This is a genomic window from Pseudomonas karstica, from assembly GCF_009707515.1.
Classification (GTDB): Bacteria; Pseudomonadota; Gammaproteobacteria; order Pseudomonadales; family Pseudomonadaceae; genus Aquipseudomonas; species Aquipseudomonas karstica.
Window position 1 is genome coordinate 36,775 of the sequence record NZ_WLYI01000032.1, and the last position, 15,627, is coordinate 52,401.

The following is a 15,627-nucleotide window of genomic DNA, read 5'->3' on the forward strand; positions in this document are numbered from 1 at the left end:
CTTAAACGCTGAGCGCGGCGCGCAGTTGCGCTTCAAGCAGGCCGGCATCCAGCTCCTGGCCAATTAGCACCAGGTGGGTCGCGCGCGGTTCATCGGCACGCCATGCGCGGTCGAAGTGTTTGTCGAAACGGCTGCCCACGCCCTGGATCAGCAGGCGCATCGGTTTGTTGGGGATCGCCGCAAAACCCTTGACCCGCAGGATGCCGTGCTGGACCACCAATTGGGTCAGGGCATCGAGCAACAGGCTTTCGTCGGCCTGGGGCAGTTCGATGGAGATCGAATCGAAGGCATCGTGGTCGTGATCATGGTCATCTTCACCTTCATGATGATGATCATGATGGCTGTGGCGGCCATCGATGTGCTCTTCGGAACCGGCACCCAGGCCAATCAACACATCCAGGGGCAAACGACCACTGCTGGCTTCGATGACTTTCACCGCTGGCGGCAGTTCCTCGGTGACTTCCAGGCGCACCCGGGCCAGGTATTCGGGGCTGATCAGGTCGGTTTTGTTGAGAATCACCAGGTCGGCGCTGGCCAGTTGATCGGCGAACAGCTCGTGCAGCGGTGACTCGTGGTCCAGGTTCGGATCGAGTTTACGCATGGCGTCCACCTGATCCGGAAACGCAGCGAACGTACCTGCGGCCACGGCCGGGCTGTCGACCACAGTGATCACCGCGTCAACGGTGCAGGCGCTGCGAATTTCCGGCCACTGGAAGGCCTGGACCAAAGGCTTTGGCAAGGCCAGGCCCGAGGTTTCGATAAGGATGTGGTCGAGATCGCCGCGACGGGCCACCAATTCGCGCATTACCGGGAAGAACTCTTCCTGGACCGTGCAGCACAGGCAACCGTTGGCCAACTCGTAGACGCGGCCGCGGGCTTCTTCTTCCGTACAGCCGATTGCGCATTGCTTGAGGATTTCACCGTCAATGCCCAACTCGCCAAACTCGTTGACGATCACCGCAATGCGGCGACCCTGGGCATTGTCGAGCATGTGGCGCAGCAAGGTGGTCTTGCCCGAACCGAGGAAGCCGGTAACGATGGTGACGGGGAGTTTGGCCAGTGTTTTCATCGGATGCCCTTGGAGGCGGGCATACGGGACGACAGGCCCTGCGACGGTGCGCAGCAGCCCATTTCGCCACCGGATCACCCCGCCCGGTTGAAAGTTGAGAAACAGTTGCGAGGCAGGTCTCCTGGCTTAGGGCGTGCAGGTCCAGGGACCGGCGCTGACTGCGCCTTCCCGCCTTGTTCAGGCAGTGGCGTGGCAGTCAGATAAACCCTTTACAGTTGCGGGGGCAGCCGCGGCATCGACCGCGTTCCCTTCTTAGCTTCGGCCTGGGCCGAAGAACCTCGAGGGTGCAAGGCTACAGGGGCTCAGTCAATTTGACTACCGTCCCTCGCCCATGCTCTCCTACACATCTTGTTTCGGGTGCCCTTCACAGGGTGAAACGGGAAACCGGTGAGTCATGCGCGCATGATCAGTCCGGTGCTGCCCCCGCAACGGTAAGCGAGCGAAGCATCAGAGCCACTGTGCCTACGGCATGGGAAGGCGATGCTTTTTGGATGCTTTTTCTACAAGCAGCCCCTCGCAAGCCCGGAGACCGGCCCGAAAAAACCAGATAACAAACCCGCGGTGGGCGGGCGCTGTTAAGACTCTGCGTGCCCGGCTCGCAGGGCTTTCATGCGCTCGTTTCACCCTGACACTCGAAAGGGACGCGCCATGTCAATCATCAGCAGCACCTCACACACCGCCAGCAACACCGCCACCTTGAGCCAACGCCTGATTGGCGCCATCGGTGCATCGATCCTGGGTGCCAGCCTTGTGTATTTCGCCGGTTTTTCCCATATCGAAGCGGTGCACAATGCCGCCCACGACACCCGTCATAGCGCCGCGTTTCCATGCCATTGAGACCTGCCGACATGATCAAGCGTATTGTGCAAACCGCAGGTTTTACCGGCCTGCTGGCAGCCTTGTTGCTGACCCTGCTGCAAAGCTTCTGGGTCGCGCCACTGATTCTCCAGGCGGAAGCCTTCGAAAAGGCCCCGGCCACCCAAGTGCATGAACATGCCGATGGCGCGGCCGCCGCTCACAGCCACGACGCGGAAGCATGGGAGCCCGAAGACGGCTGGCAGCGCGTGCTGTCCACCACCGGCGGCAACCTGGTGGTCGCGGTAGGTTTTGCCCTGATGCTGGCCGGGCTCTACACCTTGCGTGCCCCGACCCGTACTGCCCAGGGCCTGTTGTGGGGCTTGGCTGGCTATGCCACCTTCGTATTGGCGCCAACCCTTGGCTTGCCTCCTGAGCTTCCGGGTACCGCTGCGGCTGACCTGGCGCAACGGCAAATCTGGTGGGTCGGCACTGCGGCCTCCACCGCTGCCGGTATTGCGTTGGTTGTGTTCGGTCGCAACTGGTTGCTGAAAGTGTTCGGCGTGGCGATTCTGGTGGTACCTCACGTAATTGGCGCGCCGCAGCCGGAAGTCCACTCGATGCTCGCGCCTGAAGCCCTGGAAGCGCAGTTCAAGATTGCCTCGCAACTGACTAACGTGGCGTTCTGGCTGGCGCTGGGCTTGATCAGCGCCTGGCTGTTTCGCCGCAACCGCGACGAGCAGTACTCGGCATGAATACCGCGCCGGCCCTGGTGGTCGGCCTGGGGTGCCAGCGGGGGTGCGACGTCGACACCCTGCTGGACCTGTTCAATACCACCCTCAAGGCCCATGGGATCGATCGCCAGCGTATCAGCGCACTTGCCAGTATCGACCGCAAGCAAGCTGAGCCAGGATTACTGGCGCTGGCCAAGCTCCTGAACCTGCCACTGCGGTTTTTCAGTGCCGAGCAATTGATGGCTTATACGTCGCGACTGAGCCATAAATCGGCTGCCGCCTACGCCCATACCGGTTGCCATGGAGTCGCCGAAAGCGCTGCCCTGGCCCTGGCCGAGCAATTGGGCCAACTCCCCGCCACACTGCTGATCACCCGCCAAAAAATCGCCCGGGCGACCTTCGCATTGGCGTGCACCGGCTAAACCCCCGATAATCGTGCCCCTTGATCATGAGCGATCTTCATCTGAAGCCTTGCTCGCACGCGTTTGCACAGGAAAGTAACCATGACTGTCTTTTTCATCGGTGCCGGCCCCGGCGACCCGGAACTGATCACCGTCAAGGGTCAACGGCTGATTCATCGCTGCCCGGTGATCATCTATGCCGGCTCCCTTGTCCCGGCAGCCGTACTGGAAGGCCATCAAGCTGAACAGGTGGTTAACAGCGCTGAGCTGCACCTGGAACAGATCATCGAGCTGATGCGGGCCGCCCATGAAAAAGGCCAGGATGTAGCGCGGGTGCATTCCGGCGACCCGAGCCTGTATGGCGCGATTGGCGAGCAAATCCGCTGCTTGAGGGCGCGAGGCATTCCATTCCAGATCATCCCGGGCGTGACAGCGGTGGCTGCTTGCGCGGCACTGCTGGAAACTGAGCTGACCCTGCCGGACATCGCCCAGAGCGTGATCCTGACCCGTTATGCCGATAAAACCACAATGCCAGCGGGTGAAGCCTTCAACAGCCTGGCGCAGCATGGCACCACCATGGCGATTCATCTGGGGGTCAATCACCTGGAAAGGATCGTCACCGAACTGCTGCCGCACTATGGCGCAGACTGCCCGATCGCCGTGGTGCATCGAGCCACATGGCCGGATCAGGATTGGGCTATCGGGACGTTGGCGGATATTGCCCAGAAGGTTGCTGCCAAGGGCTTCAGGCGTACCGCGTTGATCGTCGTGGGCCGGGTGTTGGCCAGCGACAGCTTCAGCGAGTCATCGCTGTATCGTGCAGGACATGCCCACCTTTATCGACCTTGAAAAGCGGACGCAGAGCGTCCAGGGATGCGTTCCCACGCAGAGCGTGGGAACGATCATCCACGATCATCCAGGCATAAAAAACGGCGCTCACGGGCGCCGTTTTTTTGTCCGCAGCGAACACCTTACTTAGTAGTAGGCGTTTTCTTTCTGCGTGTGGTCGGTCACGTCACGTACACCCTTGAGCTCGGGAATCCGCTCCAGCAGGGTGCGCTCGATGCCTTCGCGCAAGGTCACGTCCGCCTGGCCGCAGCCCTGGCAGCCACCACCGAACTTCAGCACCGCGATGCCGTCATCAACCACATCAATCAGGCTGACCTGACCGCCGTGGCTGGCCAGCCCCGGGTTGATTTCGGTTTGCAGGTAGTAGTTGATGCGCTCGTTGACCGGGCTGTCGGCGTTGACGTTCGGCACTTTGGCGTTCGGCGCCTTGATGGTCAGTTGGCCGCCCATGCGGTCGGTGGCGTAGTCGACTACGGCATCGTCCAGGAAGGCCTCGCTGAAGGCGTCGATGTACGCGGTGAAGCTTTTCAGCCCCAGGGCGGTGTCTTCGGGCTTTTCTTCCCCCGGCTTGCAGTAGGCAATGCACGTCTCGGCGTACTGGGTGCCGGGCTGGGTGATAAAGACGCGAATCCCGATGCCCGGGGTGTTCTGCTTGGACAGCAGATCAGCCAGGTAATCGTGGGCGGCGTCAGTAATGGTTATGGCAGTCATGGAAACTCCTCACAGGCTTGCCCGCAGTTTACGCCAAATTATTACGGAGGTACAAAGTCCTAGTGTTTTTGTCGGGATACGGTTTTTTTGGGGGGTGGGGTTGGGGGGGCATATCCGTTGCTGCGGTTACGGCTGCGTATGGTTCCGCCCTTACGGCGGGTCACTTTCGAAAAGCGCGAAAGTAACCAAAGCGCTCTTGCCCCAACACTCGGTGCCTCGCCTAGGCTCGGCATGCCCGAACGCAGGCATTACTCCGTGGGCCGCCGCGACGGGCCATCCATGGCCCAACACGGCTAAACCGGCGTCCTGCCGGTTTGCCCACTGCGTAATACCTGCGTTCGGCCAGCGTGGTTTAACGGGGCGCCTAGATCAAAAACAGAGCAAAAGCGAGGCGGCCTGACAGCCGACCTATCCTCTGAAGCGTACGCGCTGTTGCTCTTGCCCTGACGTCCTTATTCGCTGACGAAGTCAGCACTCTCTTGATCTGGCTGTTGATCTTGATCTAGGCGCCCCGTTAAACCACGATGGCCGGAGTCCGGCATTGATTCGGGGGGTAAACCGGCAGGACGCCGGTTTAGCCGCACTGGGCCAGGGATGGCCCATTGCGGCGGCCCCCCGGATCAATGTCGGACTGCGGGCATGCCGAGCCACAGCGAGGCACCAAGTGGTGGGGCAAGAGCCCTTTGCTTACTTTGGGGCTTTTCCAAAGTGAGTCGCTGTAAAAGCGAAACCAATAGCCGCCGTGACCGCAGCAACGGATATGCCCCCAATCCCACCCCCAACAACCACCTACAAATTCTCATACCGATTCATATCCAACACCCCCTCTTCCACCGGCGTGGACTCCCGGATGTACCGCGACAAGTCATGAAAATACTGCCAAAACTGCGGATGACTACGGCGAATCCCCCACCGATCCACAATTGCCTCAAACCGCTTCGCATCCTTGGCATTTTCCATCGCCGCCACAAACTCCGGCACTTCCTCAGCCGGAATATTGAACATGAAATTCGGATAGCTACTCAGCACCCCCGGATAAATCGTCACCGTATCCAGCCCCGGCTGATAGCGATAAGCCTCACCCAACATAAACGCCACATTACTGTGCGCCCGGTTACGCAACAGGCTATAGACCTCACGCTTACCACTGCGAGTCTCGATCCGTAGCATCGTAGCCTCCGGCAGTTGCTCAATCACCTTGAGCCCAGCCGCCGGTCGCGAGGTCAATCGGCTCAAGGCCTGTTCAGCATCCCGCAGCACCGGATCAATACCTGGACGTGAACAATAGGCACTGACACACCGGTTGATCGGGTCCGGGCTGACGTTCAGCTCGCCATAACGGGCCAGCAGTTGGTTGGCAAAGTCGCGCTTGGGGTCCTTTTCATCCAGCGCCAGGCCAGTGGGCTTGTTATCGTCGATGGCTTCATAGTCCAGCCACAGCTTGACCTTGCCACTATTCTGATACCAATCGTCGAGGAAACCCTCCCGGGTGTCGGCGGGCATCAGGCGCAGGAAATTCTGTTCGGCACCGTTACGGATCAGGTCGAAATACAGCCGAGTCTGCGCCTGATGGGAGACGTTGCCAAAGACATCGAAGTTGACCGCCAACTGGTAATAAGTGCGCTCCAGCAACGGGTAGTCGAAAAGCCACATCGTTTGCGGGACTTCGCCGATCAGCCCCTTGTTCACCGCAGCGCTGTCGAAGTGACGGAAGATCGATAACAACGCATTATCGTTACCCGCCCACAAGGTTGACCAGCCGGGCGGCGATAAGTCCGTGTAGCTGTCGCGGCGCAGAGCCTCATAGGCGTTGCGCTTGTCGCGGTAAGCCAGCCACAGGCTCAGTACACTGCCCACGTCATCGTTCTGCCCCGGCATCGCCAGCAATGGCGTGGCTTGGCCACGGTAGCGCGCATCGGTGATGTACAGGTCATGCTCAGGATCCTGGAACAGGGTCCAGAAGTTGTCGCGAATAACATCCGTGGCAATCTGTCCGCGGCACACGGGGCCGCGAATAAAGGTGCGCACGAAGTATTCGGCGTTATCCAGCATGAACTGGTAACGGGCCTTGGCCGGGATGGCTTCGAAGGTCTCGAAGGGATTGGCCCGGCGCCCTGGCCCGTAGCCCGGCAGTGCATTGACCTGCCAGTCGCCGGCGTAGAACAACGACTTGACCCGGGCCATTTTCTCGGCACTAAACGGATAGGTGATGTGCGTCTTGTGCACGATCACCCCTTGAACCGGCCACAGGCGATAGTACACCTGAGTCCCCGGATCATCATTGGGGCGACGGGTGTTGATCAAGTCAATCGGCTGGCCACTGGGGGTTCTGGAGCGTACCCACTGGAAAAAATGCCCCGGCTCGCTGCCTTCAAAATAGATATGCGCCAGGAACAGATGCTCGTACAGCCAGCGCGCCACCAAGCTTTCCCGGGCGCCAGGTTGGTTGAACAGGTTTTCCCACTGCTGGACCTGCAGCGCTTCCTTCGCGCTGGGTGCCAGGCCTTGTTCGTCGATCGGGGCTCCGGAGGCCAGCCAGCGTTGCAGGGTCTGGTACTGCTGGTCGGTCAGCCCGGTGACGGCCAGGGGCATGCCTTCCCTGGGGTGAGCGCCGGCATAGGCCTCGAACTCTCCAGGCAATGGGCACATATTCTCGCGATTCAGGCCCAGGACGATGTCGTCTGGCAACTTGGCATTGGGCTGCAGGGGCACCTTATGCCCCAACTCCAGCATCCGCGCCATCAACGCCGCCTGGCTACCCTGGGCGTCGAGCACCGAGCCAAAGCCCTGGCGCTGCCAGGCGGCCTTGCCGAAAGCGTCATAGAACAAACGGGTGGGCTGCGTTGCCTTGCCGCGCTCGCCGTCGTAGACCGGAACCTTGGTGGCCCCTCGCGCAACCCCTTCACCGCTGCCCAGGTTGAGCTGACAGGCCGAATCGTAGCAGGCGTGGCAAGCCACGCACTTCTGGGTAAAGATCGGTTGAATGTCCCGGGCATAGGAAATCGCCGGGGCAGGACCCTGGGCCTGGGTGCTGCTGGCAATCAGCAATAGGAAAGTGCTGATGATGAGGCGATGCGACATGTTCCCGGTCCCGATTCAATGCGTGTGATAAACCGGGCGATTCTACCGAGGTACTGCCACCACCAACATGAGCGATATTCATGCAAACCCCGAACATACTCAAAAAGCGCACAGGTTTGTTATGATCCATACCCTTCGTAATCGCCTGACCAGAGTAGTCCCATGTCCGATCGTAGCGTTCGTCTGCAAGCCCTCCACCAAGCTCTCAAGGAACGCATCCTGATCCTGGATGGCGGTATGGGCACGATGATCCAGAGCTACAAACTGGAAGAAGGAGATTACCGTGGCCAACGCTTCGCTGACTGGCCGAGCGACGTCAAGGGCAACAACGACCTGTTGATCATCACCCGTCCGGACGTGATCGGCGGGATCGAAAAGGCCTACCTGGATGCCGGCGCCGACATTCTCGAAACCAACACGTTCAACGCCACCCAGGTGTCCCAGGCCGACTACGGCATGCAAGAGCTGGCCTACGAATTGAACGTAGAGGGTGCCCGCCTGGCGCGTAAGGTCGCTGACGCAAAAACCCTCGAGACCCCGGATCGCCCGCGTTTCGTCGCCGGCGTCCTCGGCCCTACCAGCCGTACCTGCTCACTGTCGCCTGACGTGAACAACCCCGGCTACCGCAACGTGACCTTCGATGAACTGGTGGAGAACTACACCGAGGCCACCAAAGGCCTGATCGAAGGCGGTGCGGACATGATCCTCATCGAAACCATCTTCGACACCCTCAACGCCAAGGCCGCGATCTTCGCCGTGCAGGGCGTGTACGAGGAGTTGGGCGTCGAATTGCCAATCATGATTTCCGGCACCATCACCGACGCCTCCGGCCGCACCCTGTCGGGCCAGACCACTGAAGCGTTCTGGAACTCCATCAGCCACGCCAAGCCGATTTCCGTAGGCCTGAACTGTGCCCTTGGGGCCAGTGAACTGCGACCGTACCTGGAAGAGCTGTCGAACAAGGCCAGCACCTACGTTTCCGCCCACCCGAACGCCGGCCTGCCCAACGAATTCGGCGAGTACGACGAACTGCCAGCCGAAACCGCCAAGGTCATCGAGGAATTCGCCCAGAGCGGCTTCCTCAACATTGTCGGCGGTTGCTGCGGTACCACACCGGGGCATATCGAAGCCATTGCCAACGCTGTGGCCGGCTATGCCCCGCGCCAGATTCCGGACATTCCCAAGGCCTGTCGCTTGTCGGGCCTGGAGCCGTTCACCATTGATCGCAGCTCGTTGTTCGTCAACGTCGGCGAGCGGACCAACATCACCGGTTCCGCCAAATTCGCCCGGCTGATCCGTGAAGACAACTACACCGAAGCCCTGGAAGTCGCCCTGCAACAGGTGGAAGCCGGCGCCCAGGTGATCGACATCAACATGGACGAAGGCATGCTCGATTCGAAGAAGGCCATGGTGACCTTCCTCAATCTGATTGCCGGCGAGCCGGACATCTCCCGCGTGCCAATCATGATCGACTCCTCCAAGTGGGAAGTGATCGAGGCCGGCCTGAAGTGCATCCAGGGCAAGGGCATCGTCAACTCCATCAGTATGAAGGAAGGCGTAGAGCAGTTCATTCACCACGCCAAACTGTGCAAGCGCTACGGCGCCGCGGTGGTGGTGATGGCGTTCGACGAGTCCGGCCAGGCCGACACCGAGGCGCGTAAAAAGGAAATCTGCAAACGCTCCTACGACATCCTGGTCAATGACGTGGGCTTCCCACCGGAAGACATCATTTTCGACCCGAACATCTTTGCCATCGCCACCGGTATCGAAGAGCACAATAACTATGCCGTCGACTTCATCAACGCCTGTGCCTATATCCGTGACGAACTGCCTTACGCCCTGACCTCGGGCGGCGTGTCCAACGTGTCGTTCTCGTTCCGCGGCAACAACCCGGTACGTGAGGCGATCCACTCGGTGTTCCTGCTGTACGCGATCCGCAATGGCCTGACCATGGGTATCGTCAACGCCGGCCAGTTGGAGATCTACGACCAGATCCCGGCGGAACTGCGTGACACCGTTGAAGACGTGATCCTCAATCGCACCCCGGAAGGCACCGACGCCCTCCTCGCCATCGCCGACAAATACAAGGGCGATGGCAGCGTCAAGGAAGCCGAGACCGAGGAATGGCGCGGCTGGCACGTCAACAAGCGCCTGGAACACGCGCTGGTCAAGGGCATCACCACCCACATCGTGGAAGACACCGAGGAATCCCGGCAGTCCTTCGCCCGCCCGATCGAGGTGATCGAAGGCCCACTGATGTCTGGCATGAACATCGTCGGCGACCTGTTCGGCGCCGGCAAAATGTTCCTGCCCCAGGTGGTGAAATCCGCCCGGGTGATGAAACAGGCCGTGGCCCACTTGATTCCGTTTATCGAGCTGGAAAAAGGCGACAAGCCTGAAGCCAAGGGCAAGATCCTGATGGCTACCGTGAAAGGCGACGTGCATGACATCGGCAAGAACATTGTCGGCGTGGTGCTCGGCTGCAACGGCTATGACATCGTCGACTTGGGCGTGATGGTACCGGCAGAGAAGATCCTCCAAGTGGCCAAGGAACAAAAATGCGACATCATCGGCCTGTCCGGCCTGATCACCCCATCCCTGGATGAAATGGTCCACGTGGCCCGCGAGATGCAACGCCAGGATTTCCACCTGCCGTTGATGATCGGTGGCGCTACGACGTCCAAGGCGCACACGGCAGTGAAGATCGAACCCAAGTACAGCAATGACGCTGTGATCTACGTCACCGACGCTTCCCGCGCGGTGGGCGTGGCCACGCAGTTGCTGTCCAAGGAGCTGAAAGCCGGTTTTGTCGAGAAAACCCGCCTGGAATACATCGACGTACGCGAGCGCACCGCCAACCGCAGCGCCCGTACCGAGCGCTTGAGTTATCCGGCGGCCATCGCCAAGAAGCCGCAGTTCGATTGGAGCCACTACACGCCGGTCAAGCCGACGTTCACAGGCGCCAAGGTACTGGACAATATCGACCTCAACGTCCTGGCCGAGTACATCGACTGGACGCCGTTCTTTATCTCTTGGGACCTGGCCGGCAAATTCCCACGCATCCTTGACGATGAAGTCGTCGGTGAAGCCGCCACCGCGTTGTACGCCGACGCCCGGGAAATGCTGAAAAAACTGATCGACGAAAAGCTCATCAGTGCCCGCGCCGTGTTTGGCTTCTGGCCGACCAACCAGGTGCAGGACGATGACCTGGAAGTCTACGGCGACGACGGCCAGCCGCTGGCTCGCCTGCACCACTTGCGCCAACAGATCATCAAGACCGACGGCAAGCCGAACTTTTCCCTGGCCGACTTCGTGGCCCCCAAGGACAGCGGCGTGGCCGACTACATCGGCGGCTTCATCACCACCGCCGGCATCGGTGCCGAAGAAGTGGCCAAGGCTTATCAGGACGCAGGGGACGATTACAACTCGATCATGGTCAAGGCCCTGGCCGACCGCCTGGCCGAGGCCTGCGCCGAGTGGCTGCACCAGCAGGTTCGCAAGGACTACTGGGGCTACGCCAAAGACGAGCAATTGGACAACGATGCGCTGATCAAGGAGCAATACAGCGGCATCCGCCCTGCCCCCGGCTACCCGGCGTGCCCGGATCACACCGAGAAAAGCGCGCTGTTCAAGCTCCTGGACCCCGAGGCCAGCGAAATGCAGGCCGGACGCAGCGGCGTGTTCCTCACCGAGCATTATGCGATGTTCCCGGCGGCAGCAGTCAGTGGCTGGTATTTCGCCCACCCACAGGCGCAGTACTTTGCCGTGGGCAAGGTCGACAAGGATCAGGTGACGAGCTACACCGCCCGTAAAGGTCAGGACTTGGCCGTAAGCGAGCGGTGGCTGGCGCCGAACCTGGGTTACGACAACTGATCCCCTTGTAGGAGCGGGCTTGCCCGCGAAGGACTCAAGGACCCCGCGTGTATTCAGGTAGCACGCATTATCGTTGACGTCCTTAGCGGGCAAGCCCGCACCTACAATGAGAGGAGAAGTTGACTATGCTGTCCTCACACACCTTGTAGTGAGGGATGCATGGACGATCCAGCCGACAACAAGCCGCCAACCTTCTGGCAAATGCTTCACAGCGTGGTGGCTGCCGCCTTTGGCGTGCAAAGCGGCAAGAACCGCGCCCGCGACTTCACCCACGGCAAGCCCAGCCATTTTGTGATCCTGGGCATCCTGTTCACGGCGGTGTTCGCGCTAACGCTGTTTGGCATCGTCAAGCTGGTGTTGCACCTGGCGGGGGTGTAGCCCATGCAGGATGAGGGAGCAGCCCCGCGGCTCCCTCATTTGCCTTACCTCAAGATCTCACCCTCGTCCTACTGATGACTGACCCAGAACACAGCGGTTGAAACCACCAGGATAATCAGGAAAAGAATCGCCCACGCGTCCACGGCACTGTCGCTTTTGCGGGCTTTGGTTGGATTGCTCATCGCATCGCCTCTTGTCGGTTTTATAGGTGATTGCATCAAGACTCGACCACAGTAAAGTCCATGATTGCCCGCATGACAAATGTGGGTAATACGATAACCAGTCTCATTAGTCGATTTGGTTCTTTGCATATACTCAAACATCACTTTTGCGCATAAACGCAAACTGGTATCGTGCGCCGGCTCCGTTGGGAGTGCGCGGCCGTGCGCGCAGATTTGCCGAGAACAGGACCTATATGTACGTATACGACGAATACGATCAGCGCATCATCGAGGACCGCGTCAAGCAGTTCCGTGATCAGACCCGACGCTATCTGGCAGGTGAACTGAGCGAAGAAGAGTTCCGCCCTCTGCGCCTGCAAAATGGCCTTTATATTCAGCGCTTTGCGCCGATGCTCCGGGTGGCCGTGCCCTATGGCCAACTGACCTCGCGCCAGACGCGAATGATGGCCAGGATTGCCCGCGACTTCGACAAGGGCTACGCCCACATCAGCACCCGCCAGAATGTTCAGTTCAACTGGCCGGCCCTGGAAGACGTGCCGGACATCCTGGCTGAATTGGCCACCGTGCAGATGCACGCGATTCAGACCAGTGGTAACTGCCTGCGTAACGTCACCACCGACCAGTTCGCCGGTGTTGCCGCCGATGAGCTGATCGACCCGCGCCCCTGGTGTGAAATCGTGCGTCAATGGACGACGTTCCACCCCGAGTTCGCTTACCTGCCACGCAAGTTCAAGATCGCCATCAATGGCTCGACCTCGGACCGTGCGGCAATTGAAGTCCACGATATCGGCCTGGAGCCGGTGCATAACGCCGCAGGCGAACTGGGCTTTCGTGTACTCGTAGGTGGCGGCCTGGGGCGTACCCCGGTGGTCGGCGCCTTTATCAATGAGTTCCTGCCGTGGCAGGACCTGTTGAGCTACCTCGACGCCATCCTGCGTGTGTACAACCGCTATGGTCGTCGTGACAACAAGTACAAGGCGCGGATCAAGATCCTGGTCAAGGCCCTCACCCCCGAGGTCTTCGCCCAAAAAGTCGACGCCGAGATGGAACACCTGCGCGGCGGCCAAACCACGCTGACCGAAGCCGAAGTGCACCGTGTCGCCAAGCACTTCGTCGATCCGGACTACAAGGCCCTGAGCAAGCTGGACGCCGAACTCGCCGAGCTCGACCAACAGCACCCGGGTTTCGCCCGCTGGCGTGTGCGCAATACCCTAGCCCACAAGAAACCGGGTTATGTTGCCGTGACCCTGTCGCTCAAACCTACCGGTGTGGCGCCGGGTGATGTCACTGACAAACAACTGGACGGCATCGCCGACCTGGCCGAGCGTTACAGCTTCGGCCAGTTGCGTACCTCCCACGAGCAGAACATTATCCTGGCGGACGTCGAGCAAGCCCAACTGTTCACCCTGTGGGGCGAACTGCGCGAACAAGGTTTCGCCACGCCAAACATTGGCCTGTTGACCGACATCATCTGCTGCCCGGGTGGCGATTTCTGTTCCCTGGCCAACGCCAAGTCGATCCCGATTGCCGAATCGATCCAGCGCCGCTTCGACGACCTGGACTACCTGTTCGACATCGGCGAACTGGACCTGAACATCTCCGGCTGCATGAACGCCTGTGGTCATCACCACGTTGGCCATATCGGCATTCTTGGGGTGGACAAGAAAGGCCAAGAATTCTATCAAGTGTCCCTGGGCGGCAGCGCCAGCCGCGACGCGAGCCTGGGCAAGATCCTCGGCCCGTCCTTCGCCCAGGAAGCCATGCCGGAGGTGATCGGTAAGTTGATCGACGTCTACGTTGAACAGCGCACCGAAGATGAGCGTTTCATCGACACCTACCAGCGCATCGGCATCGACCTGTTCAAGGAGCGTGTCTATGCAGCGAATCATTAAACACAACGAGGTCATCGACGAAACCTGGCACCTGCTGCCCAAGGACGCGAGCTTCGATGGCATTTCCAACTGCGACGACCTGATCGTGCCACTGGCCTTGTGGCGCGACCACGCTCACGCCCTCAAGGCCCGCGACGGTGGCTTGGGGGTGTGGCTGGACGCCGATGAAGAAGCCGAAGAAATCGGTGACTTTGTTGAGCACTTCCAGGTTATCGCCCTGAACTTCCCGGCCTTTACCGACGGCCGCAACTACTCCAACGCCCGCCTGTTGCGTGACCGTTACGGTTACAAGGGTGAATTGCGGGCCATTGGCGATGTATTGCGCGACCAGTTGTTCTACCTGCGCCGCTGCGGGTTCGATGCCTACGCCTTGCGCGCCGACAAAGACCCCTATGAAGCCCTGGAAAGCCTCAAGGATTTCTCGGTGACCTACCAGGCAGCAACCGACGAGCCGTTGCCACTGTTCCGCCGACGCTGAGACTGAGGTTGAGCGGCAAATGAAAGCCCCGACATCTGGTTCACAGAGTCGGGGCTTTTTCATGGGGCACTGATCAGGCTGTGCAGAAGCCGGGGCACGTCAGTGCGTGGACATTACGCCTTCTGCTTTTCCACCCACTTGCCATACGCATCGATAAACGCCTGCAAGAACGTCCGGGTTCTTTGTGACACCTTGCCCGACTCATCAAATGCGCTGCCGGCGTTACCCAGGTAAGCTTCCGGCTGCTGCATGCACGGTACATCGAGAAATACCAGGGACTGGCGCAACTGGTGATTCGCGCCAAAACCGCCGATAGCGCCAGGGGACACACTGATCACCGCACCCGGCTTGCCACCCCAGACACTCTGGCCATACGGGCGGGAACCTACGTCAATCGCGTTCTTCAACGCAGCGGGCATGGAGCGGTTGTATTCGGGAGTCACGAACAACACCGCGTCGGATGAACCCACATGCTGACGGAAAGTACTGTAGGCTGCCGGCGGGACAGGGCCGTCGAGGTCTTCGTTGTAGAGCGGCAAATCGCCGATTTCGACAATGTTCAACTTGAGATTGGCAGGCGCCAACTCGGCCAATGCCAAGGCAACCTTGCGGTTGATCGACTCTTTTCTCAAGCTGCCGACCAGGACGGCGACCGTGTAGACCTTGCTCATTGGGATTTCCTGACTTCTAACCAAAGGAGCTTGTAGTTATAGAGTTTTCGCGGCCCTGCCGCCAACAGGTTTTTACAACACCCATGGCATTCAAGGTATGCCATGCAGCGTAAGCAACATCTGAAAAAGTCAACGAATAGTATTTTTTTTGCGTAGGCAAACTACCCCGCTCCATGACGGTCTACAGCACCGCAAATTGAGTGTTTATCCCCAGAGGTTTTAAACAGATGGCAGCAGTACTTGTCGGACAGTTCCATGCCAGAGATGCGGAAGGCCGCATTTATTCCGTGCATGAGTTCCAGGAATCCAACCCGGCGCAAAGCGACCTGGCTGGATCGGCGCCTACCACCACTTACAAGTTGGCCATTGGCGACCGCGTAGAAAAAATGGACGGCGACGAGTTCCGGTTGATTCAGTCAGGGACCATTATCGTCCGCGAATCGCAAACATCCTACGCGTCATAACCTTATGCTCCAGGCAGACGTCATATGGACGGACTTGGGTTAGGATTCA

General features: G+C 59.7%; 13 protein-coding genes and 2 riboswitches. Of the genes, 9 read left to right on the top strand and 4 right to left on the bottom strand.

Going from position 1 to position 15,627, the window contains the following annotated elements:
- Position 1 precedes the first annotated feature (1 nt).
- Positions 2-1,069: a cobalamin biosynthesis protein CobW gene (gene cobW, locus GIR22_RS20960; protein ID WP_154745180.1), complete on the bottom strand. Its 1,068-nt coding sequence runs from the start codon at positions 1,067-1,069 to the stop codon at positions 2-4.
- A gap of 94 nt (positions 1,070-1,163) precedes the next feature.
- Positions 1,164-1,365: riboswitch (cobalamin riboswitch) on the bottom strand.
- A gap of 42 nt (positions 1,366-1,407) precedes the next feature.
- Positions 1,408-1,621, top strand: a riboswitch (cobalamin riboswitch).
- 96 nt (positions 1,622-1,717) lie between these two features.
- Here cobW and GIR22_RS20965 point away from each other — a divergent pair.
- The 4 genes from GIR22_RS20965 (at position 1,718) to cobM (ending at position 3,848) form a co-directional block, all read left to right on the top strand.
- A complete protein-coding gene (locus tag GIR22_RS20965; RefSeq protein WP_154745181.1) occupies positions 1,718-1,906 on the top strand; it encodes a CbtB domain-containing protein in 189 nt (62 codons plus the stop codon).
- Between the two features lie 11 nt (positions 1,907-1,917).
- Positions 1,918-2,619 carry a CbtA family protein gene (locus GIR22_RS20970; RefSeq protein ID WP_154745182.1) on the top strand — a complete coding sequence of 234 codons (702 nt, stop codon included), beginning with the start codon at positions 1,918-1,920 and terminating at the stop codon, positions 2,617-2,619.
- Positions 2,616-3,020, top strand: a complete 405-nt coding sequence (locus GIR22_RS20975) for a cobalamin biosynthesis protein (RefSeq protein ID WP_154745183.1) — start codon at positions 2,616-2,618, stop codon at positions 3,018-3,020. Before GIR22_RS20970 ends, GIR22_RS20975 begins: the two co-directional genes overlap by 4 nt.
- Positions 3,021-3,101: 81 nt before the next feature.
- On the top strand, positions 3,102-3,848 hold the full coding sequence (gene cobM / locus GIR22_RS20980) for a precorrin-4 C(11)-methyltransferase (RefSeq protein ID WP_154745184.1): 747 nt from the start codon (positions 3,102-3,104) through the stop codon (positions 3,846-3,848).
- 126 nt (positions 3,849-3,974) lie between these two features.
- On the opposite strand, the gene nfuA is transcribed toward cobM, so the two are convergent.
- Both nfuA and GIR22_RS20990 read right to left on the bottom strand, forming a co-directional pair.
- On the bottom strand, positions 3,975-4,559 hold the full coding sequence (gene nfuA / locus GIR22_RS20985) for a Fe-S biogenesis protein NfuA (RefSeq protein WP_003190728.1): 585 nt from the start codon (positions 4,557-4,559) through the stop codon (positions 3,975-3,977).
- A 789-nt stretch (positions 4,560-5,348) separates the two neighbouring features.
- On the bottom strand, positions 5,349-7,640 hold the full coding sequence (locus GIR22_RS20990; protein WP_154745185.1) for a fatty acid cis/trans isomerase: 2,292 nt from the start codon (positions 7,638-7,640) through the stop codon (positions 5,349-5,351).
- Between the two features lie 162 nt (positions 7,641-7,802).
- On the opposite strand from GIR22_RS20990, the gene metH reads away from it, so the two are divergent.
- The 4 genes from metH (at position 7,803) to GIR22_RS21010 (ending at position 14,443) form a co-directional block, all read left to right on the top strand.
- The gene (gene metH, locus GIR22_RS20995) at positions 7,803-11,513 is read left to right on the top strand and encodes a methionine synthase (RefSeq protein ID WP_154745186.1); all 3,711 of its coding nucleotides are present in this window, start codon (positions 7,803-7,805) and stop codon (positions 11,511-11,513) included.
- 159 nt (positions 11,514-11,672) lie between these two features.
- Positions 11,673-11,891 carry a DUF2970 domain-containing protein gene (locus GIR22_RS21000; RefSeq protein ID WP_154745187.1) on the top strand — a complete coding sequence of 73 codons (219 nt, stop codon included), beginning with the start codon at positions 11,673-11,675 and terminating at the stop codon, positions 11,889-11,891.
- A 415-nt stretch (positions 11,892-12,306) separates the two neighbouring features.
- Positions 12,307-13,965 carry a nitrite/sulfite reductase gene (locus GIR22_RS21005; RefSeq protein ID WP_154745188.1) on the top strand — a complete coding sequence of 553 codons (1,659 nt, stop codon included), beginning with the start codon at positions 12,307-12,309 and terminating at the stop codon, positions 13,963-13,965.
- Positions 13,949-14,443, top strand: coding sequence for a DUF934 domain-containing protein (locus GIR22_RS21010; RefSeq protein WP_154745189.1), 495 nt, complete (start codon positions 13,949-13,951; stop codon positions 14,441-14,443). Before GIR22_RS21005 ends, GIR22_RS21010 begins: the two co-directional genes overlap by 17 nt.
- Before the next feature lie 113 nt (positions 14,444-14,556).
- Here the strand turns inward: GIR22_RS21010 and GIR22_RS21015 are convergent, their stop codons facing one another.
- Positions 14,557-15,114, bottom strand: a complete 558-nt coding sequence (locus GIR22_RS21015) for an NADPH-dependent FMN reductase (RefSeq protein WP_154745190.1) — start codon at positions 15,112-15,114, stop codon at positions 14,557-14,559.
- A gap of 227 nt (positions 15,115-15,341) precedes the next feature.
- Here GIR22_RS21015 and GIR22_RS21020 point away from each other — a divergent pair, with 227 nt between their 5' ends.
- Entirely contained in the window at positions 15,342-15,578 is a 237-nt protein-coding gene (locus GIR22_RS21020) for a hypothetical protein (protein WP_154745191.1), read from the top strand.
- Positions 15,579-15,627: the final 49 nt, after the last annotated feature.